Origin of the sequence: Hyalangium gracile (assembly GCF_020103725.1) — a bacterium.
GTDB lineage: Bacteria > Myxococcota > Myxococcia > Myxococcales > Myxococcaceae > Hyalangium > Hyalangium gracile.
On the sequence record NZ_JAHXBG010000041.1, the window covers coordinates 21393 to 46162 of the forward strand.

Here is a 24770-nt window from a genome sequence, read left to right on the forward strand (position 1 = left end):
ATGGCTTCCACCGAACGTTTGTACTTCTCCGATCCCTTCCTGCACCGCTTCTCCGGGCGCGTGATCTCGCACGCGATGTGGAACGGAGCTCCGTCGCTCGTCCTCGATCGCACGGCCTTCTATCCAGAGGCCGGAGGGCAGATGGCCGATCGCGGAGTACTCGGCGGCTTCGCGGTGAAGGACGTGCAGGCGGATGACGCGGGCGTCGTGCACCACGTGCTGGAGCTCCCCGAGGGGAAGGGGCTCCCCGAGCTGGGCGCGGAGCTGGCGGGGGAGATCGACAAGGCGCGGCGCCGCGTGCACATGGCGCTGCACACCGGCCAGCACATGTTGTCGCGCGCACTCGTGGACGTAGCCAACGCGCACACGGTGTCCGCGCGTCTGGGCGAGACGCTCTGCACCATCGACGTGGACCTGGATGTGCTCGACGAGGCGAAGGTCGCCGAGGCGGAGGAGCTGTGCAACGCCGTCATCGATGACGACGTGAGGATCCGCTCCTTCTTCCCCACGCCGGAGGAGCTGGCGGACCTGCCGCTGCGCCGCAAGCCCAAGGTGACGGAGAACATCCGCGTGGTGCAGATCGGCGACTTCGACGTGTCGCCGTGCGGAGGCACTCACTGCACGGGCTCGGCGCAGGTGGGGATGATCCGGGTGGTGGGGGTGGAGCGCTACAAGGGCAAGGGCCGCGTGGTGTTCTCCGCGGGTCGCCGTGCGCGGGGCGAGCTGTGGCAGGAGGCCGGCACGCTCCGGGGCCTGAGCCGCTCCTTCACCTGCGGCCCGAGCGAGGTGCCAGTGGTCATCGAGAAGCTCCGCCGCGATCTCACCGACGCGCGCGAGGCGCTGGGCGCGGCCCGGGCGAAGCTGGCCGATCAGGCGGCGGTGGAGCTGGTCGCCGCGCTGGAGAAGTCTCCGGACAACCGGGTGGTGGCCGTGCTCGACGGCGCGGGCCCCGAGTCGCTGCGGGCGATCGCGGCGAGGCTCACGTCCCGGCCGGAGTCGGTCGTGCTGCTGGCCGGCCGTGCTCCCGAGGGCCTCGCGGTCCTGATTGCCCGGGGGAGCGGTTCGAGCTTCGGGTGCGGCGCCTTCCTCAAGCGCCTGGCCGAGGCCGCTGGAGGACGCGGAGGCGGTCGACCCGAGCACGCGGAGGGGCGTCTGCCGCCGGGGACGGACTTCCCGGCGCTCGTAGCCTCGCTGCTCGGCTAGCCGAGGCCCACGGAAGATGCGCCTCTCCGCCGCCGTCTTCGCTCCCGTGGAGCCCGCGCGCCAGCGGGGGAAGCTCGTGCCGCTGCTGCTCGTGCTGCCCGTCCTGGGGATGGCCTCGCGCTCGAGCGCCATTGCCCTGCCAGCCTTCGTGGCGGCCTACGCGGGAGACACGCTGTGGACGGCGATGCTGTATGTGACGCTCCTCTTCGCCTGGCCCGGCCTCTCCGTCTCCCGGGCAGTGGGACTGGCGGTGGGGATCTCCTTCCTCGTGGAGCTCAGCCAGCTCTACCAGGCACCCTGGATCGACGCGGTGCGTGCCCACCGGCTCGGCGCGCTGGTCCTGGGAAGGGGGTTCCTCGGGTCGGATTTCGTCTGCTACACCGTGGGAGGGCTCCTGGCTGGGGGAGTGGATGGGCTGCTTGCCTGGCGGAGGAGCGTGGAATGAGCCACACGGGGTGCGGGTTTGCTTGCATTCCCAGGGCTGACAACTGCATGTGAGGCGGCGTGACGACGCCAGAGACCAGCGTGACTCCATCCATCGTGGCCGAGCCGAGGCCTGCCGACGACGGGCTCTTCACGGCCTTCCGTGAGCAGCCGGTCAACCCGCGGCGCTGGCTGTACTTCGCGCTGGTGCCGCTCATCCCGCTCGTGGCCGGAGTGGCGGCCTGGGCGTCGATGCTCGGGCAGCAGGATGCGATGAAGATCATCACCGCCCACGGCATCAAGGTGGTGAACCCGGGCATGTCCCAGAAGGACGTGGTCGGAGTGGTGGGGCGCCCGATCGGCAAGGAGACCCGGGCCGATGGCGCGGAGTGCTTCCTGCACGGCATGTTCTCCATGAACGAGCCGCAGACCACCGTCTACGTGCTCTGCTACGTGGGCGGGCAGCTGCGGGACATGACGACGCGCCGGTACTCGCTCTGGACGGCGGACCCGAACGGGGAGTTCGCCCCCGCCGGAATCCCGATGGGCGAGACGCCCGCGCCCGCCAAGGCCGTGCCCGCCGCCAACCCCTGAGCGATCTGGGGGAGGCCCGTGTCGCAGACATCACCCCGCACGATGGCGTGAACCCCACCCAGCAGCACGCGCTGGAGCGGCAGGCCGTGGAGCAGATCCTCGGCAAGCTGCCGCGAGGCGCCGAGTACCTCGCGCTCTGGGAGGAGTATGAGCGTGGCGCCTCCTTCGAGGCCCGACTGGTACGACACTCGCAGAGCTCCAGGCCCTGCGGCCTCCACGCACCCCGGGCGCGTAGCCGTCCCGCGACTCAGCCGAACCAGTGGCTGGTGCTGGGGGCAAAGACCCGGACCCGCTCCAGCAGCGCCGGCGGCACCCGCTGCCGGATGATGTCGTGCACGCGCTCGGGCCCATACGCCTGGCTGAAGTGCATCAGCACCAGCGCCTCGTTCTGGAACCGATCCGCCCTCGCGATGATCTCGTCCAGGTGCGTGTGCAGGCGCTCCTGCGTCTCCTCCACCGTGAACTTCTGATCCAGGTAGGTGCACTCGAGGATCAGCACCCGGCTCTCCATGATCGAGGGCGCCGACTCCAGCACTCGCGACAGCGTGTCCGTGGCGTACGCCAGCTCGAGTCGCTCGACCTCGTCGAACAGCTCCGGCACGCCCTCGCGCCGCAGGCGGCCGATCTCCTCGCCGGGGAGCGTCTGGTACTCCGGCTTCAGCTTCGTGATGCGGCGGAAGAACTGGTAGCCGAGCGAGGGGCCCGCATGGTGCGTCCGGAAGGCTCGCACCCAGATGTCGCGGTACACCTTGCGCGTCTCTCCCGGGAGCAGCGGGATGGTCTTGAAGGAGACGGCGGACCGGTGCAACCGGCCGAGCGCCTCGAGCGACTCCAGGACCGCTGACTCGATCTCCGCCGGGAGGAACACCTGGGCAGGCGAGTGCTTGCCCATCAGCCCCCGGATGCCCAGGAGCGCGCCCAGCGAGCTGGCGTGATCCGAGTGGCCATGGCTCAGGAAGATGTGGTCGGTCGTCGAGAAGCTCCGCAGGGGCACTCCCGCGTCCAGCACGACGCTCAGCTCGGGGACCTGCAACGACGTGTACACGCCGGCTACCGAGATGCCTCGGATGGTGTACGGCCCGGCCTGCACTTCGGTCAGCATGCGGGGCAAGGCTAACGGCTCTGGTGCTCGAATGGGACCGGAATGCGCCTCTCCAACGGGCAGCAGGCCAGCCTCCGTTCGTTGGCTTGTGGCCGGAACCCCGGATGCCAACGTTCAGGGAGAGAGGATGACCATGCGAAACATTCCGATTCCCGCCGCGGTGGTATGCCTTCTGTCACCCCTGCTCGCGCTCGCCCAGGCCGGGATGGGCCCGACCGACAATCAGGTCGTCGCCCAGAGTCCAGCGACCTGGTACTGGCTCGCGGTCCTGGCCATCGCGGTGGTGGCCTTCATCGTGAGCACCGCCGTCATCTCACGCCGGAACTGGCCGCCTACGCGCCGGCGCGTCGTCTGAGCCCGTCGGCCGTGGCCTGTCCGCCAGCAGGGCAGCCTGGCTCGGCTAGGGCAGGGAGGGGGTGATCCGCTGAGGCGTTGGCTTCATCATGCGTTCCGTGAAGCTCGCCTGCACCGCCACCGTGCTGCTCCTGCTCCTGGGGGCCCCTTCGCGCGCGGAGGCCTTCGCGGTGGAGTGCCACCAGGCCCTCACCGGGGCCGCGCTGGACACGGCGCGAGGCTCGAAGGCGCGAGCCCTGCTCCAGGCCCACCGTGGCGCGGTGGTGCACGGCGCCACGGCCGAGGATCTCAACCTCCACGTGAAGTGGACCGGCTGGCACCACTTCTACTTCCCGGAGGGCTCGCTCGATACGGCGATCCGGCGGGCCTCGGACGCGCGGGTCCGCGAGCTCTGGGAAGAGGCGATGGAGGCCGCCCGTCACGGCGACCTGGAGCGTGCCTTCGATCGTGCGGGGCACCTCGCCCACCACGTGCAGGACATGGCCTCTCCGCCCCACGTGGTGCCGGTGAACCATGGCCTCACCGATCGCTTCGAGCGGTACGGTGTCCGCACCTCCCTGGCCCGAGCCCCGGTTCGCGACGTGGCGCCGCTGCCCGGCGATGAGGCGCAGCGGGCGCTCGCGAGGGAGACCCTGGCCGCGGTGCGCACCGAGTCCGTGAGCACCCCCCACGGGCCCATCCCCTGGAGCGCCTTCTGGGCCGAGCCCGAACGCCACGACGCCGGCACCTTCGGCCACTATGGCGCCGAGGCCGGCAACGCGTTCGGCGCCAACACCGTGCACTGGCACGGGCGCAGGTACCGGATCGCTCCCGCGGACTACTCGGCCTTCATGGACGCCCGGGTCTCGAGCGCCGTCGCCTACACCCGAGCCTTTCTCGAGTGGGCGAGTGAGCGCTTCGCTGAGGCAGCCTCCGCCGAGCCCGTGGCGCTCAGGGGCTTCCGCCCCGCGCCGGAACTGTCCCTGCAGGTGCTGGGGGGTGTCACCCGGGACTCCCGAGGAACCACGCCCACTCTCGGCCTGCGTGCTGCGCTGCCCCTGCCACGCTCGCTGAAGCTGTCGGTCGACTGGACCCGCCGTGTGGGCGGCGCTGGGGCTTCCTCCGGGGCCGGGGGAGGCTCTCTCTCCGTGCTCTCGCCTCCGCTATGGGCGGCCCGGCCGGGGTACCCGCTGGGACTCGATCTGCGCGCCTGCGTGGGCGTCGGACTGTTCCCGTGGGAGGGGCAGCGGCGTGTCGGGCTCCCGCTCGGGCTGCGCGCGAACGCGTCACTGGGGCGCCCGTTCACCGTGAGCGCGGAGGTGCTCTACCAGGGCCTCAAGCCTCCCGACGCGGCCTGGGCGCATGGTGTCGCTTTCACCCTGGGCATGGGTCTGGCCTGGGGCGACCGGTAGTCTCGCCCTTCGCTGATGTGGGGCGCGGTGCGGCAGATCACCGGAACGTCACGGATCAGGTGGTTCCGCGCGGATCCATTTTCAGGTATTTCCCTTCGCGCCCATGACCCACTCCTCCCCCCCTCCTTCTCGCGACCAGGGCCGCCGTGGCGCCCTCGCGCTCGTCGGGGCCCTCTTCGCGGGCTCCCTGCTCGTCTACTCTGGCTGCGGCGATGACAAGCCGGCTGCCACCCAGTCGCCGGTTCGCGTCCAGCTGATCGCCTTCAACGACTTCCACGGCAACCTCGAGCCGCCCTCGGGAAGCAACGGGACGATCCGGGTGCCGACCGGCACCGATGGCGGCACCACGAACGTGAACGCGGGCGGCGCCAGCTTCCTGGCCCACCACATCAACAAGCTGCGTGAGGAGGATCCGGAGCACACGGTGGTCGTGTCGGCCGGAGATCTGATCGGCGCCTCGCCCCTGGTGTCCGGCATCTTCCACGACGAGCCCACCATCGAGCTGATGAACCAGATCGGGCTGGACATCAACTCGGTGGGCAACCACGAGTTCGACGACGGCCGCGACGAGCTGCTGCGCATGCAGAACGGCGGCTGCCACCCGGTGGATGGCTGCCAGGCCAGCGCGACCTTCGAGGGCGCGAAGTTCAAGTTCCTGTCGGCCAACGTCTTCACCAACGTGGGCCAGAAGACGACGCTCCTGCCGGCCTATGACATCCGCGAGTTCGACGGGGTGAAGGTGGGCTTCATCGGGATGACGCTGGAGGGGACCTCGAAGATCGTCAACCCGGCCGGCATCCAGGGCCTGACCTTCCAGGACGAGGCGGACACGGTCAACGATCTGGTGCCGCAGCTCAAGGAGCAGGGTGTGGAGGCCATCGTGGTGATCATCCACGAGGGTGGTTATCCCACGGGCCTGTATGACGAGTGCCCTGGCATCTCGGGTCCCATCGTGGAGCTGGCCGAGCGGTTCGATGACGAGGTGGACGTGGTCGTCTCGGGCCACACGCACCAGGCCTACAACTGCATCATCGACAACAAGCGCGTCACCAGCGCGGCCAGCTTCGGGCGCGCCATCACCGACATCGATCTGGTGCTGGATCCCGTCTCGCACGACGTGATCGAGGCGAACGCGCGCAACATCGTCGTCACCCGCGACAACGCGAACAACACCGTGGACACCATGGTGCGTGGGTACGTCGCCAAGGCCACGCCCCTGGCCAGCCGCGTCATCGGCAATACCTCCATGGCGCTGCAGGCGCCCGTGCGTCCGCTCCCGGCGGGCCAGTCCGGTGAGTTCCTGCTCGGCAACGTCATCGCGGACGCGATGCTGGCGGCCTCGAAGGACGAGGCGAAGGGTGGGGCGGTGATCGCCCTCCAGAACCCGGGTGGCGTGCGCGCGGACATCAACGCCGGGGAGATCTCCTATGGCGAGGTCTTCACCGTGCAGCCCTTCGCCAACAACCTGACGACGCTGACGCTCACCGGCGCGGAGATCGAGGAGGTGCTGGAGCAGCAGTTCCCGCCGCACCAGACGAGCGGCAACACCCTGATCATGCAGGTGTCCGAGGGCTTCTCCTACACCTGGAAGGCTTCGGGCCCGGCCGGTGACAAGATCGACCCGGCCACCATCATGCTCAACGGCGTGCCCCTGGATCCGACGGCGAGCTACCGCGTCACGGTGAACAACTTCATGGCCTCGGGTGGCGACTCCTACACGGCGTTCACCAAGGGGACGAACGTGCTCACCGGCCCGATCGATGTCGACGCGGTCGAGGCCTACCTGCGCGCGAACAACCCTCTGACCCCGCCCGCGCTGGGCCGTATCAAGCGCGAGCCGTAGGCTGATGCCGCTCCTCCGAGCCTGACTCGGAGGAGCGTGCCTTGGGGGCAATGCGGCTCACCCTGCATCGTGGCGTCAGCCTGGCGGTCCTGGCCTCGGCTCGGACCGAGGCGGAGCACCATGAGGACCTGGGGTGCAGCATCCAGGGGCCCGCCTCCAGGCCGGTGCGGCGAGCGCACGTCGCGTTGAAGCGACAGCTCGCGGTGCTGGGAGCGGAGCGCGCGCTGCGGGAGGCGCGCTCGCTGGTTCGCTGGCTGGAGGAGACCCCGCGCTACTCCGCGCTCTGTGAGGGGAAGAAGCGGCGCGCAGGGCGCAGGGTGCTGCGGCGCGAGGTGCTCTTCCCGGACGCGCGGCGCCATCAGCCTCGGGTGCTGCACCTGCGCCAGGAGCAGCTCGGGCTGGACGTCCCCGTGGGGCGGCAAGAGTGGCCGGCGATCGCTGACCTGTTCGCGACGCTCGCGCGGGGGGCCAGTCGGGCCGAGCTCCGAGCCCTCTCCGCGGCTCCCCTGGTGGGCGAGCTGATCTCCGACATGGCGGGGGCAGGGTGGCTGGTTCGCCACGAGGGGCCGATGGCGCTGCCCGTGCCCGGAGCGCTGTTCGTCGGCCACAACACGGTGCTCGTCGCGGGCCGAGAGGGGCGGGTCCTGGTGGATCCGTACTTCCGACCGATGAGCGGGATCGATCCGCCGGGCTATCCGCCGGTGCACCCGCGCGATCTGGGGCGGATCGACGCGGTGCTCATCACCCACTCCCATGGAGACCACTTCCACCTGGGCTCGCTGCTGCAGCTGCCGAGGGACACTCGCGTCTTCGTCCCCGCGGTGGAGCGCGAGAGCCTCTTCTCCACGGACTGCGTGCTGCGGCTGACGCAGCTCGGCTTCACGCGCGTGGAGCCCCTGCGCTGGGGCGAGGAGCGTCAGGTGGCGGATGTCACCGTCCGCGCGCTGCCGTTCCATGGCGAGCAGCCGACCGATGAGCAGGGCCTCTATCCGGACCTCTTCAACGAGGGGAACACCTGGCTGGTGCGCACGCCGGGCTTCTCGGCGGCCTTCTTCGCGGATGCCGGGCACGACGTGCGGGGCGACATGCGCGGCGTCTGCCGCCGCGTTCGCGAGGAAGGCCCCGTGGACGTGCTGTTCTGTGGCGTGCGGGGCTTCAAGCTGAAGCCCCTCTTCTTCGGATTCACCACGCTGGATGCGTTCCTGGTCGACGTGCCGCGCGACGCACTCACCCGACCGCAGCAGCTCATGGCCGGGCCCGAGGAGGCGCTGGAGTTCGGGGAGCGGCTCGGCGCGCGTTGCGTCGTCCCGTGCGCCGACGGTGGAGCCCCGTGGTACTGGCGCGAGGGCATGGGCCCGCGCTACCCGGGCTATCCCGGCGAGCCCGTGAGCGGCGCCAGCACCCTGGACGAGAACCCGGACGCCGACCCCTATCCGGAGCGGCTGGAGCAGATCCACCGGCTGCGGAGGCGAGGCCCTCGGGCGCTGCTGCTCAGACCGGGAGAAGGCCTGCTTTGGCGAGGGAGGAAGGCGCCTGCGGTCGTGCGTCAGCCGGGGTTCATCTGGCCGTTCGGTGGGCCTCCGTGAGCTTCATGACGCATCGGGGGGCCTCGCGGCCTCCAGCGCCTCGTAGGGTGGGCGCACCCACCGCTCCACCTGCTCGCGGGCGGCGGGCTTGAGCGTCTGCTGCTTGACGGCGGTGTCGTCCTGGAAGGGCAGCACGGGGTTCTTGGCATCCAAGAGCGCGGCCTCGCGCATGCGCTCGAGCTCCTCCGGCGTGAAGTCCACGCCCCAGTGCGCGGGCAGGCTGTTCAGCACGGCTCCCGGGAGCTGGCGATAGTGCACCAGGAGCGCCGGGCTGAGCCGCTCTCGCCAGGCGCTCAGGGCGGCCTCGCACAGGCGGCCGAGCACCCGCGCGCCGTACTCCTCGAGCGTCATCGTCTTCAGGGGCTCGGGCCCCAGTCCCAGCAGGCCCGGCTCGAGCACCCCAGGCAGCATGTGGGCGCCCTTGTGCCCCTGGTGCGAGGCCATGATCTCCACGGGATCCCGATAGAGGAAGATCCAGGGCACTCCGGGGAAGGCTCGCTGGAGGAGCGGAAGCTCCAGCACGTGCCAGGCGTCGAACTTGATGAACAGGTGCTGCTCCTCCGCCTGTCGCTGGCGCCCGAGCGCCGCCACGATGCCCCTCAGCCAGTCGATGCGCTGGGCCTCCGTGACGCCGGGCACGCGCAGGTGCGCGCGCAGCACCGAGTCGATGGGGCCAGCCTCGGAGAGGACCACGTTGCGCGGGAGCGCGGCCAGCATCTGAGAGACCAGCGTCGACCCACAGCGCGACAGGTGGAAGATGAAGCCACGAGGCCGCAGCGATGGCTCGAGGCCGCTCGGCTCGAGCAGCGACTCGACGGGTGTCTGGGGGCGGAACAGCAGGGAGAACGGGTGGCGCAGGCAGCGCTCGATGGTCTCATCGAAGAAGGGCTCGGTGAGGCGCAGCCCTCGCAGGTGGCACCAGTCCACGAAGAAGCGGGAGTCCCTCGGGTAGAGCCGGATGGGAATCCACTCGGCGGAAGGGAGGGAGGTCTGCTCCAGCCCGCTCATACCCACCTCTCCCGCCAGCTGCTTCGAGCCTCCTGGAGGACCGCCTGGAGCTCCTCGGCGGTGAAGGCGTGGCCCAGCTCCGCGCCCAGGCGCTGGGCGAGCTCGGCGAAGGCCTGGGGCTGCGGCGTCTCCAGGAGCTGACGCTGGAGCGCGGGCTCGGCCAGGACGCGCTGGATGAAGCGCTCCAGCTCCGCGCGGGCCACGGCGCGTGCGAAGAGCGCTCGCAGCCAGTCGTTCAGCACGCAGTCCACCACCAGGTGGACGCGGTCGGTGCTCCCCAGGTTCTCCACGCGGTGGGGCAGGTTGAAGTCGAGGTACCAGCACTCTCCCGTCCCGAAGGGGACGCGCTGGCCCGAGAGGTGGAACTCCACCTTCGGGTTGGTGGTGATGGGGATGTGGAGACGGACCTCTCCATCCTCGTAGCCCAGGTTGTAGTCGCGGTGCTCCTTGATCCGGGCGCCCGCGGCCAGCTTCAGCAGCCGCGCCGAGAGCAGGGGACACCCGAAGACGCTCAAGGCCTCGCGGACCGCGGGGCAGCGGTCGAGCATCGGAGTGTCGGCGAACGCGTCTCCCGCCGTGGGATCGGGGTAGAGCGCATTCGCCTTGCCGCCGACGGCGCGCAGGGCCACGCCGCTCCACTCGCCCTGGTAGTAGCCCTTGTTGAAGTGCGGCACCCAGTCCTCTGGAGCCAGCCGGTCAAGATCCTCTCGCAGGCGCGCCGTATCGAAGCGCAGCGGCAGCCGGAGCCGATCCGGGATGGAGGGGCCGGGCGCCCCCTCGTTCCGTGGAGTAAGCATTGAGCGAGGAAGCATACACTCCAGCGCCCGGGAAGGCCGGCCTTACGGCCAAGAGAGCAGTCGTGCGTTATAGAGACGCCACCGCCGCTCCGAGGCGGCCGTGGAGCAAGGAGAGGAGCGAGACCCCATGGTGGACAAGCTGACGCTGAGCGATGCCGAGTGGCGCAAGCGCCTGACGCCCGAGGAGTACGACGTGCTGCGCAAGCACGGCACCGAGCGCCCGGGCTCCGGATGCTTCCTGGGCACGAAGGACCCGGGCACCTACGTCTGCGCGGGCTGTGGCAATCCGCTGTTCAAGTCGGGGGTGAAGTTCGAGTCCGGCACGGGCTGGCCCTCCTTCACCCAGCCCATCACCCCGGACGCGGTGACGGAGTACCGGGACACCTCGTACGGGATGGTGCGGATCGAGGTGCGCTGCGGCCGCTGCGACGGCCACCTGGGGCACGTCTTCCCGGATGGCCCGCCGCCCACGGGGCTGCGCTACTGCATGAACTCGGTGGCGATGAAGCACGTGAAGGAAGGCCAGCCCATCGAGCTGGTGAAGGCCTAGGCCGTCCTCTCCCGCGCCTGACGGCCGTGGGGGCCGGAGCGTTCCTGCTCCGGCTCACCTCTTCCGGTTCGGGCACCTGCCACAGTGCTGCGAGAGGTGGAGCGAGTACACCACCCCCGCCTCCTGATTGCGGGCGAGCAGCTCCTTGGGCTTCGTCTGGAGGGAGCGCGCGAAGGCCTGGACCGCCTTCCAGGCGGACTTCGGATCCGAGGAGAAGACCGCGCCGTGGGCCGAGTCCTCCCACTGCAGCGTGCTCATCCAGTACTCCCAGCGGCCCTCGGTGGCGGACTCGGGCAGGCCCACCTCCGACACCCGGGCCTCCCTGAAGAGCGGCTTGACGGCCAGCTGGGCCTCGTAGCGCTCCACCTCGAGCGGCAGCTCGAACACGAAGAGGCGTCCGGGAGGAGAGCCGGAGGCCGTGCGCAGGCTCACCTTCATGCGAGCGGGCCGCGGGTAGGCATCCTCCAGGCGGGAGGTGGCCTTCAGGTAGTTCGTGATCACGTCCTCGTGATCGGTGAGCGCCGTGTCGACGGCGACCTTGTCGCGCAGCACGTGCTGGCGCTCCTCGGCGTCGAACTCGGAGAAGTCCGACAGGCACACGTCACAGGGGGACGAGAACCCCGTCACCAGGGCGCAGACGCTGCCCGATGGCTTCGGGAACTCCCCGGTGGGCTCGAAGTCCACCTGCTCGATCTGGGCCTCCAGGGGAGAGCCTGAGCAGCCGTAGATGCTGGTGACCGTCTCGATCTTCCACTCCTTGCCCGAGGCGTCCTTGGAATCTCCCTGGGTCGCCTCGCGGAGGCGGACGGCCGCGGCGACGGCCAGTCGGTAGCGCTCGCCCTCGAAGGCCTCGTCCATGAGCGCCGAGGCGACCGTGGGCACCTCCTTGGGCTCGGCGACGACCAGGGCCCGCTTGAGCAGGTCCAGGCGCTGATCGCCGTGCTCCTCGCGTGAGAGGGTGTTGACCTTGGCGAGGTGTTCGGTGGCGCTCGGGCGCTTCGACTGGAGCGTGGCGAGCTGCATGTACCCGCGCGCGCGCCCGCTGCGCTGCGCCGGGGAGAGCGCAGCGGTCTCTCCCGCGGCGACCTTCGCGAGGTCTCCGAGCTCCACGGCCATCCACGGCGTCGCCTTCGCCACCAGCGCCACGTGGGCCCACGTCCCCTTGATGTCGAGCACCTCCACGGCCGCGTTCGTGGGGAGCACGGTGACGATGTCATCCCGCTCGTCCGCTCCGTCGCGGACCGGGGCGCGGTAGGGGACGACATAGCCCAGGCTGCCCTTGGCGGGAGGCGACGCGCTGGCCGCCTTCTCTCCGAACCCGAGCAGCTCCTCCTTCAGCGCGCCGGGCTCCGTCTCCGCCTGGCTGATGGCCTCCACGAGCGCGCCGCTCCTCCCGGTTCCCTCGGCCATCGCCAGGGCGGCCTGGGCGAGCTGCTTCGCCCGGGCCAGGTCTCCCTTCTTGAGGAGCTCGCTGGAGCTCGCCAGGAGGTTGCGCGTCAGGGGCTTCTCCGCGCTGAGGCCGAACTCGTCCACGTAGCCGCGCAGCGCGCCACTCCGGATGACGCCGTGGTACGTTGCCGCGCCCGGTGGATCCTGGGCCAGCAGCTGCACCTCGTCGCCCAGCTTCAGGGTCTCGACGACACGCCCCGCCGGGTCGCGCGTCACGTGGACGGGCAGCTGCTCCAGGCGGACGAACCGCGTCTCACCTCGCAGCGGGTAGGGCACCAGCCCTTCGAGCTTCGTCCACCGCGTGCCGCCCTTCGTGACGATGCGGTACCAGTCCGAGCTCTCCCAGAAGCGGGCGTTGTGGACCCGGACGCGCGTGCCCATCGGCAGCTTCTCCACCACGGTCGCGTCGTCGCGGGCTTCCGCCCGGAGCTCCAGGCCGTCCAGGGTGACGGTCATGTCCTGGGCGGTGTTGCAGGCGGAGGCAAGGAGGAGCGTGAGGACGAGGATCCGGGAGCGCATGCCCCTGGAGGAAACCCCATCGGGCCCTCAGCGACAATGGTGCTCGCTCGAATCGTGCCGCGCTCAGCCCCGGTAGATGTGCGTCGCGGAGGGGGTGGTGGTGGCCGGGAGAATCTGCCGGAGGCACTGATCGATGGTGCGGCGGCCCTGCCACTGCCGGGGGTAGCCGACCGACACCTCCTCGAAGCGCACCCCGTCATCCCAGAAGGTGAGGGGGATGTGCAGGTGGCCGGTGACGACGACCTCGGCTCGGAAGCGCTGGTGCCAGTCCTCGGTCCTCCGCGTGCCGCACCAGATGGAGAAGCGGGGGATGCGCGGGAGCCGGGCGTGGTGTCGCCGCAGCGGGAAGTGGTTCACGAGGATCGTCGAGCAGTCCGCGGGGATGGCCTCCAGGCGCTTCAGCGTCTGCTCGCAGCGGGCGGCGCACCACGCGGCGCGAGAGGGGTACGGATCGGGGAAGAGCAGCGCCTCGTCCGTGCACAGCACACCGGAGTCCATGGCCCACTGCACCGCGTCCTCCTCGCGGACCTCGTCGGGCCGGAACGAGTAGTCATAGAGCAGGAAGAGCGGCGCGATGACCCGCGGCGGCCCCTCGCCCGGCCACCGGGGGTACGGGTGCTCCGGCGTGAGGACGCCGTACTTCTCGCAGAGGGAGACGAACTGGAGGTAGCGGGCCTCTCCTCGAAGGGAGGTGGGATCCTGGGTGTGGGTCCACAGCTCGTGGTTGCCTGGGACCCAGATGAGCTGACGGAAGCGCGGGGTGAGGGTGCGGAGCGTGAACTCCAGGTGCTGCAGCGTCTCGCCCACGTCTCCGGCGACGATGAGCCAGTCCTCGGGATGGGGGGAGAGCTCCTCGAGGGCTTCGCGGTTCTCACGGGCACCGACATGGAGATCACTGATGGCGTAGAGCTTCATGTCCGGCGGAGGGTCCCGTCTCGAGTCGCGAATGCGGAGTTGTATGCGCGGGGCTCAGAGTCTACACCTTGGGGAATGGATACGAATCGGACGGTCATCATCGCCGGCGGCGGCATCGGGGGGCTGACTCTCGGCGTGGCGCTGCGCCGGGCGGGGATCTCCGTCCGCATCTTCGAGCGCGCCGCCGCCCTGCGTCCCGTGGGGGCTGGCATCACCATGCAGACCAACGCGATGCTGGCGTTCCGGGCGATCGGGCTCGATGCGGCCGTCGCGGCGGCGGGCCATGCGATGCAGCGAGGCTCCATCCTCGACCAGCGGGGCCGTCCCCTGGGGACGATGATGGTGGGCGAGATGGCGCAGGAGCTGGGGGCGCCGATGATCGCCATCCATCGGGCCCGGCTTCAGGAGGTGCTCCAGGAGGCGCTGGGGTCCGAATCCCTCACGCTCGGTCTCAAGGTGGTGGGCTTCCGAGAGGAGCCCGAGGGCATCGTCGTCCGGATCTCCGATGGCTCGGAGGTTCGGGGGGCGCTGCTGGTAGGCGCGGATGGTCTGCGCTCCACGGTGCGCTCGCAGCTGCTGAACGATGGGGAGCCCCGGTTCGCGGGCTATACGAGCTGGCGCGGCGTGTGCGAGGTTCCGGGGCTGGCGGAGCCGTCCATCACCTCCGAGAGCTGGGGACACGGCCTGCGCTTCGGAGTCGTCCCCCTGGGGGAGGGGCGCACCTACTGGTTCGCCACGGCCAACGTTCCGGCCGGGGGCATCGATGCGCCGGATGCGCATGGGGAGCTGCTGTCCCGCTTCTCCGGCTGGCATGAGCCGATTCGCGCACTCATCGAGAACACGCCGGCGGCGGCGATCGTGCGTACGGACATCCACGATCGAGCGCCGGTCCAGCACTGGGCGCGCGGGCGCGTGGTGCTGATCGGAGACGCGGCGCATCCGATGACGCCGAACATGGGGCAGGGGGGAGGGCAGGCCGTGGAGGACGCGGTGGTGCTCGCCCGGTGCCTGGCGACGGAGAAGGATCTGCCCGCGGCGCTGTCCCGCTATGAGGCGCTTCGGATCCCGCGAGCGAATGACTTCGTGAGCCGGTCTCGCAAGCTCGGCGCGATCGGGCAGTGGGAGAACGCGGTGGCCTGCTGGATCCGGGATCGGCTCTTCCGGCTCGTTCCCGAGAGCAGCATGCGCACGAACCTCCGCCGTGCCCTCACGTTCACTCCGATCTGAACTAAAGTGGGGGAGTGATCACCCATCGCCTCGTGCTGTGCCTCGCTCTGCTGATGGCGAGCGTTGGATTCGCCCAGTCTCCTGTAGACGCTCCGGTACAGGGACAGGAACAGGAGCAGGAGCCCGTGGCCTCCGAGCCAGTCCCCGCCGAGCCGACAGTGCCTGCCGGCGAGCTGATTCCCTACCACTACAAGCCCGAGCACGAGGCACCTCCCGATCTCGTCCTTCCGCGCGTCCTGGCCGAGGCCTTCGGAGGAGTCCTGGGAGGCGTGGGCATGGGCATCGTGGGCCTGCTGGCGGGAGCCTCCGCGCTCGAGTCCGTGGACTGCTCCGACGGAGAGACGGTGTGCGCGGCCACCGTTCTCGTGGTGACCGTTCCCGCGATCCTGGTGGGAATTCCCCTGGGCGTGCAGATGGCCGGCGAGAACTTCGGAGGCCAGGGCCGGTTCCTTCCCGCGCTGGCGGGCACGGTGCTCGGGGCGGGGCTCGGGCTCATGTATGGCCTGACCTCCGATGGCTCGGGGGATCTGGCGCTGGGCCTCATCGTGGGCCCGGTGCTCGGCTCCATCCTCTTCTACGAGATCTCCCACGCGGTCGTTCGTAACGGTGGATTCCCCGTGGGGGGCGTGTCCTCCGCCAAGAAGGGCCCTCGGGTGGTGCCCGTGGTCGGCGCTACCCCGCGCGGCGGCCTGCTCGGGGGACTGTCGGGGACGTTCTAGGCCTCACCGCGCTCACCCGCTGCGTGAGCCCATTCCCGGCGTACCGCTGCGCAGCCGCGTGTACAGCGTGTCCGTGAGCAGGTACCAGAACTGCACGTAGCCCACGCTCAGGATGTCGCCGTCCCGCAGCGCCACCTCGCGATTTCCTGTCGTGGTCCCGTTCAGGAACGTGCCGTTGCGCGAGCCCAGATCCTTCACCGTGCACCGGCGCTCGGCCTCGTTCCAGCGCAGCACCGCGTGCTGCTTGGACACCGACCCGTCATCCAGCACCACGTCACAGTCCGGCAGCCGCCCGATCGTCAGCGAGTCCGTCTCCCCCAGCGGCGGCAGCGTCGCCACCAGCAGGTTCTCGAACTCGAAGAGCAGCGACAGCATCCCCAGCTCGATCGTCCCCGGGTCCGCCAGCCGCGTGGGCTCCAGCACCGCCGTCGAGGCCTCGCTCGGCGGACGCTGGATCAGCGCGAATGGCCCCAGCTGACGACGGAAGCTCCCCGCCGGGAGTGAGGCGCCGAGGGCTCGCAGTTCCTTGACCGAAATCACGTGGGCCTCAGTGGGTGGTGGCGACGCGCAGCATCGCCAGCAGGCTCGGTGTCTCCAGGAAGCAGAACTCCGCGTCCCCGAAGGTCAGCATGTCCCCGTCCTTCAACGGAGTGTTCACGTCCCGGATGAAGTCGGTGTTGAGCAGCGTCCCGTTGCGAGAGCCCAGGTCCGTCACCGTGCACTGCCGCGCCACGCGGCTCCACCGCAGCACGGCATGGCGCTTGGAAACGGACGGATCCTCGATCACCAGATCGTTGTCCGGCAGCCGGCCGACCTGCATCTCTTCGCTCCCATGAATGGGGGGAAGGGTGGCGACCTCCAGATCATCGAACTGCTGGAGCAGCTCCGCCATCACGATCTTCGATTGGGCCGGCGTGCGCGACAGCCGCGTGCGCTGATTGCCCATGCTCAGCGCCTTTCTTGCCACCTTCGGATCTGGAGGACGCCGGACCAGCACGAACGGACCGACCTGTTTCTGGAAGTCTTCTTGGGAGAGGTCCCCCGCCAGGGCTTGGACCTCACGGACCAGGAGCATTCCGTTAGCCTAACGGGTTCTCGGGCCGCCACACAGCGCCCTCTTTGTCAGCCCTTTCGTCTGCTTTCGTTTGCCCGCTTGCCGATCGTCTCCTACATTCAGAGTTTCCCTGTAGGGTGCCTCGAACCCCCTCATCCGAGGGGACAGGCAGGCAGACACACACTCACTGGGTCGTGGAAGGAGCCGTAGAGATGAGCGGGAACATCCCGATGACCCCTTATGGTCTTCGCAAGCTCAAGGAGGAGCTCAAGCAGCTCCAGACCGTGGAGCGCTCGAAGATCTCCAAGGAGATCGAGGTCGCGCGCGCCCATGGCGACCTGCGGGAGAACGCCGAGTACCACGCGGCCAAGGAGAAGCAGTCCCACATCGAGGGCCGCATCCTGGACCTCAATGACTGGATTGCTCGCGCCGAGGTCATCGACACCAGCAAGCTCAAGGGCGACGCCGTCGTCTTTGGCGCCACCGTCGTGCTGCTCGACGCGGAGACCGACAAGACGGTCACCTACCGGATCGTCGGCGAGCTGGAGGCCGACATCAAGAAGCGCTGGCTGGCCGTCACCTCGCCCGTGGCCCGGGCCCTCATTGGCAAGAAGGTGGGCGACACCGCCATCGTCCGCAGCCCGGGCGGCGAGCGGGAGTATGAGATCGAGGAGGTCCGCTTCGAGGACCCGCCGGACGAGGACGCTCCGTCCACTCCTTGACGTCTCTCCGCGCAGGTTGCTGCCGGGGGAGTGGGCCTCTGCTCGCTCCCCCGCTTTCATTTGGTGCGGGACGTCACCCCGGCTCTTTACGATGAGCGCTCGGACCCGCCTGTGAACCACCCCCTCGCCAGCCTCGTTGGACCGCTGCGCTATGCGTGTCAGCGGGACTTCGCCCAGCTCTCCACCGTGAGGGATCTGCGCGGCGTCATCGAGCGTGCCCTGGCCGGGGCCTCGGGCATGGAGCCTCGCGCGCTGTCGCTGCTGCGGGCCGCGCTGCCCCATGTGGACCACCCCGCCATCGAGCGGCGCAAGGCCGCGCTCCGGCGCGTCGTCGCCGCGCTGAAGATGAGCGGCGTGGCGCTCCCCTCGGAGCTGGAGCAGGTGATTCGGGGCGGCCCGACCAGCTTCGAACCCGAGGTGGCGGCGGAGCCGGAGGCGAGGATGGAGGCCGGCGGGGCTCCGCGCGTGGTGGGGGCTCCAGCCCCGAGCGCCGGTGTGCCGCCCTGGAAGTCGGCCGAGCCCGTGGCGAAGCCCGCTGCGTCGCTGGTGCTGGCGCCTCCGCCAGCGGCCCGGCCCGCTCCCGCGCGCACGCCTCCTCCCGTGGTGGAGAAGGCGGAGAAGAAGGAGGCCCCCAAGAAGCGCAAGCGCGCCACCGGGGCAGAGGAGTCTCGCGCCGAGGCGAAGCTCCTCTCCATCGCGCCGCGCTCGGGGCCGCTGTCCGTTCCGCTCAAGACGCTGGGCAAGCGGCTCGGCCCGCGCCTGCTGAACGCCCTCGACAAGAAGGGCCTGCGGCGGGTGGGCGACATCCTCTTCCTCCTGCCTCGCTGCTACGAGGACCGGCGCCAGCTGAAGACCATCGCCGAGCTGGATCCGGGCATGCGCGGCGTCACCGTGGGCATCGTCAAGCAGGCGGACTACGTCTCCGGCCGCAACGGCAAGCGCTACTTCCGGGCGGTCATCGCGGACCGCTCCGGCAGCATCGCCTGCACCTACTTCCACGCGGGGCCCTGGCTCAAGGCCCGCTTCACCGTGGGCAAGCGCATCGTCCTCTCCGGCGAGGTCCGCGCCACCACGACGGGCCGGGAGATGGCCCACCCGGAGCTCGAGCCCGCCGAGGACCTCGAGTCCTCCTCCGTCCACTTCAGCCGCATCGTCCCCATCTACCCGGGCTTCGAGCGCGGGGATCAGCGCTCCTTCCGCGAGCTGGCCGCCCGCGTCGCCGAGTCCTACGCCCAGCACCTCGAGGAGCCCCTGCCCGAGTCCCTGCGCAAGCGCCTCAAGCTGGTGGCGCTCCCGGAGGCCCTGCGCAGCATCCACTTCCCGCCGGACGACTCGGACCTGGCGCAGCTCGACGCCCACCTCAGTCCCGCCCACCGGCGGCTGGCGTTCGATGAGCTGTTCTTCCTCCAGCTCGGCGTGGGCCTCAAGCGCCAGGGCGTGAAGACGGAGCAGGGCATCGCCTTCAATGTCTCCCCGGAGCGCATGGAGCGGGCCCGGGGGGCGCTCCCGTTCCAGCTCACCGGGGCCCAGCGCCGCGTCATCGAGGAGATCTCCGCCGACATGGCCCGCGCCGAGCCCATGAACCGGCTCGTCCAGGGCGACGTGGGCTCCGGCAAGACGGCCGTGGCGCTCGTGTCCGCGATGCTCGCGCTGGAGGACGGCTACCAGGTGGCCGTCATGGCCCCCACCGAGATCCTCGCCGAGCAGCACGATCGCAACTTCCGCCGGCTGCTGGAGCCGCTCGGCTTCCGCGTGGGGCTCATCAGCGCCGCCGGCACGCCCAAGCAGAAGCGCGAGGTGCGCGAGGCCGTCGCCCGAGGGGAGATCCGCCTCGCTGTGGGCACCCATGCCCTCATCCAGGGCGATGTCTCCTTCGAGCGCCTGGGGCTCGCCGTCATCGACGAGCAGCACCGCTTCGGCGTGCTCCAGCGCCACATGCTCATGAGCAAGGGCCCCAAGCCCGACGTGCTCGTGATGACCGCCACGCCCATTCCCCGCACCCTGGCGATGACCATCTATGGAGATCTGGACGTCTCCATCATCGACGAGCTGCCCCCGGGCCGCACGCCCGTGAGCACCCGCGTCTTCAGCGAGCAGCACCGCGCCCGCGTCTACGAGGGCGTGGCCGCCGAGATCGCCAAGGGCCACCAGGCCTACGTCGTCTATCCGCTCGTGGAGGAGTCCGAGAAGCTGGACCTGGAGGACGCCACGCGCGGCGCGGAGAAGCTCCAGCAGGTGTTCCCCCAGGCTCGCGTGGGCCTGCTCCACGGGCGCATGAAGCCCGAGGAGAAGGACGCCGTGATGGAGGCGTTCCGCGAGAAGCAGATCCACATCCTCGTGTGCACCACCGTGGTGGAGGTGGGCGTGGACGTGCCCAACGCCTCCGTCATGGTCATCGAGGCGGCCGAGCGCTTCGGCCTCTCCCAGCTGCACCAGCTCCGCGGGCGGGTGGGGCGTGGCGCCGCCATCAGCCACTGCTACCTGGTGGCCAGTCCCGCCCGCTCCTGGGAGTCCACCGAGCGGCTCGCCGTGATGGAGCACAGCAACGACGGCTTCGTCATCGCCGAGAAGGATCTGGAGATCCGCGGGCCCGGCGAGTTCCTCGGGACGCGGCAGAGCGGCCTGCCCGAGCTGGCCGTGGCCAACCTGGCGCGGGATGGAGATCTCCTCTCCATCGCCCAGATCGAGGCCCGGCGCATCCTCGCCCAGGATCCCCTCCTGCGAGAGCCCGAGCACCAGGGCCTGGTGAAGGCGCTGGAGGAGCGCTGGGAAGGCCGCCTGGCGCTGGCTCGGGTGGGATAGGGCGGCGGGTGCCCGCCTTGCCGTCCTCGGGCGATGTGTAACGTTGATCTGAAGGAGGGTGGGCCATGGGAGATCGCGAGCTGGCGGACTTTCTCGAGCGGCAGGGCATCCGGGAGCGGCGGGTGCTCGACGCGATCGCACGCCTGAACCGCGCGGACTTCATTCCCGAGCATGCGCGCCATGCCGCCACCCAGGACTCGCCGCTGCCCATTGGCCATGGGCAGACCATCAGCCAGCCCTTCGTCGTCGCGCTCATGTCCCAGGCCCTGGAGCTCCAAGGGCACGAGCGGGTGCTGGAGATCGGCACCGGCTCCGGCTACCAGACGGCCGTCCTGGCCCAGCTATGTGGGGAGGTGTACTCCGTGGAGATCGTCCCCTCGCTCGCGGAGTCGGCGAGGGTGCTCCTGGGGCGCCTGGGTTTTCCGAACGTCCACCTGCGAGTGGGGGACGGCTCGCTCGGCTGGCCGGAGGAGGCTCCGTTCGACGCCATCATCGGCACGGCGGCCCCAGAGTCCGTGCCTCCCAAGCTGCTGGGGCAGCTCAAGCCGGGCGGGCGGATGCTCATGCCGGTGGGCCCCCAGGGGGGAAACCAGGAGCTGCTGCGCATCACTCGCTCCCCGCTCGGAGGGCTGCCGAGGGTCGAGCACCTGCTCCCCGTGCGGTTCGTCCCCATGACGGGCGAGGCCCAGCACCTGGGCTGAGGTGACAGTGCGTTGCCCGGGGCCCCCCGGACCGATAACGTGCACCCCATGATCATCTGCCCGGTGTGTGAACACCAGCAGGCACAAGGGGACGAGTGCGACAACTGCGGCAAGAAGCTCCAGGTGCCGAAGGTTGCTGCCGCTGTCGCCGTGCCGACCCTGCCTGAGCTGGAGCAGACCCACCACGCTGGCGGTCGCGTGGCGGTGGACGCTCCGACATTGCCCGAGCTGGCCCACACCCGACAGGAGGCTGGCCCGGACCTGCCGCCCCAGGTCGTGCCGGACATGGAGACCACGCGGACCGCGCCCATCGACAAGGTTGCCGTCGAGGCCGTGCCAGAGCTGGACACCGGCCGCGCGGCCGATGACGGCGTGCGCACCGCGGCGCCCTCGGGCGCGGCGGTGTGCCGCTACTGCCGCAACGTCCAGGCCGAGGGCATGGTGTGCGATCGCTGCGGCATGCGCCTGCCTCGGGTGAAGCCGGCGGCGGGGGCGGCCCCGGCGGGAGCCAAGGGGGCCGCGAACGCGGAGGATGTGACGTGGCTGCCGTGCCAGAAGTGCCGTACGCCCACCCGGCCGAACAAGATCTGCACGGTCTGCGGCACTCGCGTCGTGGCGGTCCAGGCATGAGCGCGCCCGCCTCTGGTTTCCGCGCGGAGTTCGCCTGCAGCGAGGGGTGCGGTTTCCGCTCGTCGCTGTGGGAGGTCATCTACCGCTGTCCGAAGTGCGACGCGCTGCTGGAGGTGTCGCACGACATGGAGGCGCTGCGCTCGGTGCCCGCCGCCGAGTGGAAGCGCCGCTTCGAGTCCCGCTTCGGCTCCTCGCGCCTGCCCCACGCCTCGGGCGTCTGGGGCAAGCACGAGTGGGTGTGCCCGGAGCTGCCCGCCGGGGACATCGTCTCGCTGGGCGAGGGCCGGGTGCCCCTCATGCCGCTGCCGCGCATGGCGGCAGAGCTGGGGCTGGCCAGCCTGGAGCTCAAGGAGTGTGGCGTCTCGCCGACGGGGAGCTTCAAGGACTGGGGCATGACGGTGCTCGTGTCCGCGGTGAAGCACCTGCGCGCGCGGGGCGTGCCCATCCGCGCCGTGGCGTGCGCCTCCACCGGCGACACCTCCGCGGCGCTGTCGGCCTACGCGGCCGCGGCGGGGATTCCCTCCGTGGTGTTCCTGCCCAAGGACAAGGTGTCGCTGGCGCAGCTCGTCCAGCCCATCGCCAACGGGGCGCGCGTGCTGTCGCTGGACACGGACTTCGACGGCTGCATGCGGCTGGTGCAGCAGGTGACGGAGGACCGCGGGCTGTACCTGGCCAACTCGATGAACTCGCTGCGCATCGAGGGCCAGAAGGTGGTGGCCATCGAGCTGTGCCAGGACCTGGGCTGGGAGCCGCCCGACTGGGTGGTCATCCCCGGCGGCAACCTGGGCAACGCCAGCGCCCTGGGCAAGGGCTTCCAGATGATGCACGCCATGGGGCTCATCTCCCGGCTGCCGCGCATCGCGGTGGCGCAGGCCCAGCGCGCCAACCCGCTGTTCCGCGCCTTCCGTGGGGGCTTCAAGGAGCTGCTGCCCATGAAGGCCGAGCGCACGCTGGCCTCGGCGATCCAGATCGGCAATCCGGTGTCCTTCCGGCGCGCGGTGCGCACGCTCCAGGCGTTCGACGGCGTGGTGGAGGAGGCCACCGAGTCCGAGCTGGCCAACGCCGCGGCCCGGGCCGACCGGGAGGGCACCTTCACCTGCCCGCACACCGGCGTGGCGCTGGCGGCCGTGGAGAAGCTGACGGCCCGGAAGGTGATCGCGCCGGGCTCGCGGGTGGCGGTGGTGTCCACCGCGCACGGGCTCAAGTTCGCGGACTTCAAGGTGGGGTACCACCGGAGCGCCCTGGCGGACGTGGAGAGCCGTCGGGCCAATCCGCCCCTGGAGCTGCCGGCGGAGCTGGGGGCCGTCCGAGAGGCCCTGGCCAGCCTGGGGTGAGAAGAGGGCAGAGAAGCGCTGCCGGCTCGACGGCGGGCCGGCGCTGCGCTATGTCCCCGGCCCCGTGAACGCCGAAACCCAAGAGGACCTGCGCTCGCAGCTCGAGCGCCTTCAGGAGAGCGTGGCCACGCGCCAGAGCATCCTGCACTTCGCCCACAGCAGCGTCTCGTTCCTGGCCGCCCTGATCTTCTCGGGCGCGGCGGCCAAGCTGTTCTGGGACTCCGCGAAGGTGCCGTACGTGGCCTTTGGCGCCGTCGCGCTGGTGGTGCTGCTGCTGGGCTACTGCCTGGCGCACTACCTCAAGGGCCGCCGCGCGCTCGCCGAGGAGCTGAAGCGCTACGGCGACATGCTGGAGCTGCGGCGCCGGCTGCACCTGGACAACCCCTCGGCGCTGCTGCCCCGGTGAGCACGCTCCGTCGAAAGCCGGGGCGCGGTCGCTTCATCGTCCTCGAAGGCCTGGACGGGGCGGGGACCACCACGCAGGCCGAGCGGCTCGCCGCCGCCCTGCGGGCCGAGGGCCACGCCGTGCTCACCACGCGCGAGCCCTCGGATGGGCCCATCGGGACGCTGATCCGCCAGGCACTCACGGGGCGGCTGGTGCTGCCCGGGGGCGCGGGCCCGCTGGCGCAGGAGACGCTGGCGCTGCTGTATGCCGCGGACCGGACGGACCACCTGAAGGCCCGGGTGCTCCCGGCGCTGGAGGCGGGGCAGATCGTCCTCAGCGACCGGTACGTGCTGTCCTCGCTGGCCTACCAGGGCGCCAGCCTCTCCATGGCCTGGGTGGAGGCGGCGAACGGGTACGCGGTGCCGCCGGACCTCACGCTGTTCGTCCACGTGTCGCCCTCGGTGGCGGCGCAGCGGCGCGCGGCGCGGGGTGGGGCGAAGGAGCTCTTCGAGGAGGATGCGCTCCAGCGGCGGATTGCCCGGCAGTACGAGGAGGCCATCCGCCGGCGCGAGGCGCAGGAGCGGATCGTCCGCATCGACGGCGAGCAGTCCGTCGAGGCCGTGACGGACGCGGCGCTCAAGGAGATCCACGCGATCCTGGGGCGCAAGCGGGCGCGCTGAGCGGCTGTGCGCCTTCCCTGGAAGTGTAGGCTAGAGTCCAGGCCCGTATGGAGCGCACCGGAGCAGCGGCGGTCATCATCGGCAACGAAGTCCTCACGGCGAAGGTGGTGGATGCCAACGGCCCCTACCTCATCCGCCGCCTGCGCGAGATCGGCATCCCGCTGCGCTCGGTGGAGATCGTCACGGATGACGTGGATGCCATCGTCGACGCGGTAGCGCGGGCGCGCTCCAAGGCCGCCTACGTCTTCACCAGCGGCGGCATCGGCCCCACCCACGATGACGTCACCGTGCGCGCGGTGGCGCTCGCCATGGGCCGCCAGGTGGTGCGCCTGCCCGAGATGGTGGCGCTCATCCGCCAGCGCTCCGATCACCTCTCGGAGGAGGCGCTGCGCCTGGCGGACGCACCGGAGGGCGCGGTGCTGCTCCAGCAGGAGGGGAGCTGGTTCCCGGTGCTGACGGTGGACAACACCTTCCTGCTGCCCGGAGTGCCGCAGCTCTTCAGGCTCCAGCTGGAGACGGTGCTCAAGCGCCTGCGTGGAGCGCCGGTGCACCTGCGCTGCCTGTACCTGCGGCTGGGCGAGAGCACCATCGCCGCGGTGCTGGACCGGGTGGCCCTGGACATGCCGCACGTGGCCATCGGCTCCTACCCGGTGTTCGACGCGGAGCTGGACTACCGCGTCAAGGTGACGGTCGAGTCCGCCGAATTGGCGCCCGTGGAGGACGCCCTGGCGCGCATCCGCGGCGGGCTGCCCGCGGATGCCATCGTGCGCCAGGAGTAGCCG

25 protein-coding genes and 1 pseudogene are annotated in these 24770 nt (G+C 70.4%); 19 read left to right on the forward strand and 7 right to left on the reverse strand.

Translation table 11 applies throughout. The features are described from left to right. The 4 genes and pseudogenes from KY572_RS44510 to KY572_RS44525 form a co-directional block, all read left to right on the forward strand. A complete protein-coding gene (locus KY572_RS44510; RefSeq protein ID WP_224249875.1) occupies positions 1-1203 on the forward strand; it encodes an alanyl-tRNA editing protein in 1203 nt (400 codons plus the stop codon). A gap of 16 nt (positions 1204-1219) precedes the next feature. Next, on the forward strand, positions 1220-1648 hold the full coding sequence (locus KY572_RS44515; protein WP_224249876.1) for a ribosomal maturation YjgA family protein: 429 nt from the start codon (positions 1220-1222) through the stop codon (positions 1646-1648). Between the two features lie 80 nt (positions 1649-1728). Continuing rightward, positions 1729-2220, forward strand: a complete 492-nt coding sequence (locus KY572_RS44520; RefSeq protein ID WP_224249877.1) for a hypothetical protein — start codon at positions 1729-1731, stop codon at positions 2218-2220. A 5-nt stretch (positions 2221-2225) separates the two neighbouring features. Next, a pseudogene (locus KY572_RS44525) lies at positions 2226-2417 on the forward strand (HD domain-containing protein); the annotation flags it as partial. A 50-nt stretch (positions 2418-2467) separates the two neighbouring features. On the opposite strand, the gene KY572_RS44530 reads toward KY572_RS44525, so the two are convergent. Beyond that, positions 2468-3322, reverse strand: coding sequence for an MBL fold metallo-hydrolase (locus KY572_RS44530; protein WP_224249916.1), 855 nt, complete (start codon positions 3320-3322; stop codon positions 2468-2470). Between the two features lie 133 nt (positions 3323-3455). On the opposite strand from KY572_RS44530, the gene KY572_RS44535 reads away from it, so the two are divergent. The 4 genes from KY572_RS44535 to KY572_RS44550 all read left to right on the forward strand — a co-directional run bounded on the left by KY572_RS44535 (position 3456) and on the right by KY572_RS44550 (position 8496). Further along, a complete protein-coding gene (locus KY572_RS44535) occupies positions 3456-3677 on the forward strand; it encodes a hypothetical protein (protein WP_224249878.1) in 222 nt (73 codons plus the stop codon). An 88-nt stretch (positions 3678-3765) separates the two neighbouring features. Further along, entirely contained in the window at positions 3766-5067 is a 1302-nt protein-coding gene (locus tag KY572_RS44540; RefSeq protein WP_224249879.1) for a phospholipase C/P1 nuclease family protein, read from the forward strand. A 103-nt stretch (positions 5068-5170) separates the two neighbouring features. Next, complete coding sequence (locus KY572_RS44545) at positions 5171-6910, forward strand: bifunctional metallophosphatase/5'-nucleotidase (protein ID WP_224249880.1); 1740 nt, start codon at positions 5171-5173, stop codon at positions 6908-6910. Positions 6911-6960: 50 nt separating this feature from the next. Beyond that, a complete protein-coding gene (locus KY572_RS44550) occupies positions 6961-8496 on the forward strand; it encodes an MBL fold metallo-hydrolase (RefSeq protein WP_224249881.1) in 1536 nt (511 codons plus the stop codon). Between the two features lie 3 nt (positions 8497-8499). Here KY572_RS44550 and KY572_RS44555 read toward each other — a convergent pair whose 3' ends face one another. Both KY572_RS44555 and KY572_RS44560 read right to left on the reverse strand, forming a co-directional pair. Continuing rightward, a complete protein-coding gene (locus KY572_RS44555; protein WP_224249882.1) occupies positions 8500-9504 on the reverse strand; it encodes a sulfotransferase in 1005 nt (334 codons plus the stop codon). Continuing rightward, on the reverse strand, positions 9501-10301 hold the full coding sequence (locus KY572_RS44560) for an aspartyl/asparaginyl beta-hydroxylase domain-containing protein (RefSeq protein WP_224249883.1): 801 nt from the start codon (positions 10299-10301) through the stop codon (positions 9501-9503). The genes KY572_RS44555 and KY572_RS44560 overlap by 4 nt, the downstream gene beginning before the upstream one ends. A gap of 127 nt (positions 10302-10428) precedes the next feature. Between KY572_RS44560 and msrB the strand changes: the two genes are divergently transcribed. Beyond that, positions 10429-10851 (forward strand): peptide-methionine (R)-S-oxide reductase MsrB, encoded by a 423-nt coding sequence (gene msrB / locus KY572_RS44565; protein ID WP_224249884.1) that lies wholly within the window; start codon positions 10429-10431, stop codon positions 10849-10851. Positions 10852-10905: 54 nt separating this feature from the next. Here the strand turns inward: msrB and KY572_RS44570 are convergent, their stop codons facing one another. Then, positions 10906-12819 carry an SH3 domain-containing protein gene (locus KY572_RS44570; RefSeq protein WP_224249885.1) on the reverse strand — a complete coding sequence of 638 codons (1914 nt, stop codon included), beginning with the start codon at positions 12817-12819 and terminating at the stop codon, positions 10906-10908. Between the two features lie 63 nt (positions 12820-12882). Beyond that, entirely contained in the window at positions 12883-13734 is an 852-nt protein-coding gene (locus KY572_RS44575) for a metallophosphoesterase family protein (protein ID WP_224249886.1), read from the reverse strand. A 75-nt stretch (positions 13735-13809) separates the two neighbouring features. On the opposite strand from KY572_RS44575, the gene KY572_RS44580 reads away from it, so the two are divergent. Both KY572_RS44580 and KY572_RS44585 read left to right on the forward strand, forming a co-directional pair. Then, positions 13810-14961: an FAD-dependent monooxygenase gene (locus tag KY572_RS44580; RefSeq protein WP_224249887.1), complete on the forward strand. Its 1152-nt coding sequence runs from the start codon at positions 13810-13812 to the stop codon at positions 14959-14961. 125 nt (positions 14962-15086) lie between these two features. Then, positions 15087-15680, forward strand: a complete 594-nt coding sequence (locus KY572_RS44585) for a hypothetical protein (RefSeq protein WP_224249888.1) — start codon at positions 15087-15089, stop codon at positions 15678-15680. A gap of 12 nt (positions 15681-15692) precedes the next feature. Here the strand turns inward: KY572_RS44585 and KY572_RS44590 are convergent, their stop codons facing one another. Both KY572_RS44590 and KY572_RS44595 read right to left on the reverse strand, forming a co-directional pair. Continuing rightward, entirely contained in the window at positions 15693-16220 is a 528-nt protein-coding gene (locus KY572_RS44590) for an FHA domain-containing protein (RefSeq protein WP_224249889.1), read from the reverse strand. 7 nt (positions 16221-16227) lie between these two features. Next, positions 16228-16755 (reverse strand): FHA domain-containing protein, encoded by a 528-nt coding sequence (locus KY572_RS44595; protein WP_224249890.1) that lies wholly within the window; start codon positions 16753-16755, stop codon positions 16228-16230. A gap of 191 nt (positions 16756-16946) precedes the next feature. Between KY572_RS44595 and greA the strand changes: the two genes are divergently transcribed. The 8 genes from greA (at position 16947) to KY572_RS44635 (ending at position 24767) form a co-directional block, all read left to right on the forward strand. Further along, positions 16947-17456, forward strand: a complete 510-nt coding sequence (gene greA / locus KY572_RS44600; protein WP_224249891.1) for a transcription elongation factor GreA — start codon at positions 16947-16949, stop codon at positions 17454-17456. 111 nt (positions 17457-17567) lie between these two features. Next, entirely contained in the window at positions 17568-20258 is a 2691-nt protein-coding gene (gene recG, locus KY572_RS44605) for an ATP-dependent DNA helicase RecG (RefSeq protein WP_224249892.1), read from the forward strand. 65 nt (positions 20259-20323) lie between these two features. Beyond that, a complete protein-coding gene (locus KY572_RS44610) occupies positions 20324-20959 on the forward strand; it encodes a protein-L-isoaspartate(D-aspartate) O-methyltransferase (RefSeq protein ID WP_224249893.1) in 636 nt (211 codons plus the stop codon). A 48-nt stretch (positions 20960-21007) separates the two neighbouring features. Continuing rightward, complete coding sequence (locus tag KY572_RS44615; protein WP_224249917.1) at positions 21008-21589, forward strand: class I tRNA ligase family protein; 582 nt, start codon at positions 21008-21010, stop codon at positions 21587-21589. Beyond that, a complete protein-coding gene (gene thrC / locus KY572_RS44620) occupies positions 21586-22923 on the forward strand; it encodes a threonine synthase (RefSeq protein WP_224249894.1) in 1338 nt (445 codons plus the stop codon). Before KY572_RS44615 ends, thrC begins: the two co-directional genes overlap by 4 nt. Before the next feature lie 64 nt (positions 22924-22987). Continuing rightward, positions 22988-23329, forward strand: a complete 342-nt coding sequence (locus tag KY572_RS44625) for a hypothetical protein (RefSeq protein ID WP_224249895.1) — start codon at positions 22988-22990, stop codon at positions 23327-23329. Beyond that, positions 23326-23988, forward strand: a complete 663-nt coding sequence (gene tmk, locus KY572_RS44630; protein ID WP_224249896.1) for a dTMP kinase — start codon at positions 23326-23328, stop codon at positions 23986-23988. Before KY572_RS44625 ends, tmk begins: the two co-directional genes overlap by 4 nt. Before the next feature lie 47 nt (positions 23989-24035). Next, a complete protein-coding gene (locus tag KY572_RS44635; RefSeq protein ID WP_224249897.1) occupies positions 24036-24767 on the forward strand; it encodes a competence/damage-inducible protein A in 732 nt (243 codons plus the stop codon). Positions 24768-24770 lie beyond the last annotated feature (3 nt).

Bases quoted from the DNA above. Each gene is read 5' to 3' on its own strand.
- KY572_RS44615 (WP_224249917.1), top strand. From the start codon at position 21,008: ATGATCATCTGCCCGGTGTGTGAACACCAGCAGGCACAAGGGGACGAG.
- KY572_RS44545 (WP_224249880.1), top strand. From the start codon at position 5,171: ATGACCCACTCCTCCCCCCCTCCTTCTCGCGACCAGGGCCGCCGTGGC.
- KY572_RS44515 (WP_224249876.1), top strand. From the start codon at position 1,220: ATGCGCCTCTCCGCCGCCGTCTTCGCTCCCGTGGAGCCCGCGCGCCAG.
- KY572_RS44595 (WP_224249890.1), bottom strand. From the start codon at position 16,755: ATGCTCCTGGTCCGTGAGGTCCAAGCCCTGGCGGGGGACCTCTCCCAA.
- KY572_RS44570 (WP_224249885.1), bottom strand. From the start codon at position 12,819: ATGCGCTCCCGGATCCTCGTCCTCACGCTCCTCCTTGCCTCCGCCTGC.
- KY572_RS44540 (WP_224249879.1), top strand. From the start codon at position 3,766: ATGCGTTCCGTGAAGCTCGCCTGCACCGCCACCGTGCTGCTCCTGCTC.
- KY572_RS44575 (WP_224249886.1), bottom strand. From the start codon at position 13,734: ATGAAGCTCTACGCCATCAGTGATCTCCATGTCGGTGCCCGTGAGAAC.
- KY572_RS44550 (WP_224249881.1), top strand. From the start codon at position 6,961: ATGCGGCTCACCCTGCATCGTGGCGTCAGCCTGGCGGTCCTGGCCTCG.
- KY572_RS44580 (WP_224249887.1), top strand. From the start codon at position 13,810: ATGGATACGAATCGGACGGTCATCATCGCCGGCGGCGGCATCGGGGGG.
- msrB (WP_224249884.1), top strand. From the start codon at position 10,429: ATGGTGGACAAGCTGACGCTGAGCGATGCCGAGTGGCGCAAGCGCCTG.
- KY572_RS44510 (WP_224249875.1), top strand. From the start codon at position 1: ATGGCTTCCACCGAACGTTTGTACTTCTCCGATCCCTTCCTGCACCGC.
- KY572_RS44610 (WP_224249893.1), top strand. From the start codon at position 20,324: ATGGGAGATCGCGAGCTGGCGGACTTTCTCGAGCGGCAGGGCATCCGG.
- greA (WP_224249891.1), top strand. From the start codon at position 16,947: ATGAGCGGGAACATCCCGATGACCCCTTATGGTCTTCGCAAGCTCAAG.
- KY572_RS44535 (WP_224249878.1), top strand. From the start codon at position 3,456: ATGCGAAACATTCCGATTCCCGCCGCGGTGGTATGCCTTCTGTCACCC.
- KY572_RS44530 (WP_224249916.1), bottom strand. From the start codon at position 3,322: ATGCTGACCGAAGTGCAGGCCGGGCCGTACACCATCCGAGGCATCTCG.
- KY572_RS44555 (WP_224249882.1), bottom strand. From the start codon at position 9,504: ATGAGCGGGCTGGAGCAGACCTCCCTCCCTTCCGCCGAGTGGATTCCC.
- KY572_RS44560 (WP_224249883.1), bottom strand. From the start codon at position 10,301: ATGCTTACTCCACGGAACGAGGGGGCGCCCGGCCCCTCCATCCCGGAT.
- thrC (WP_224249894.1), top strand. From the start codon at position 21,586: ATGAGCGCGCCCGCCTCTGGTTTCCGCGCGGAGTTCGCCTGCAGCGAG.
- KY572_RS44635 (WP_224249897.1), top strand. From the start codon at position 24,036: ATGGAGCGCACCGGAGCAGCGGCGGTCATCATCGGCAACGAAGTCCTC.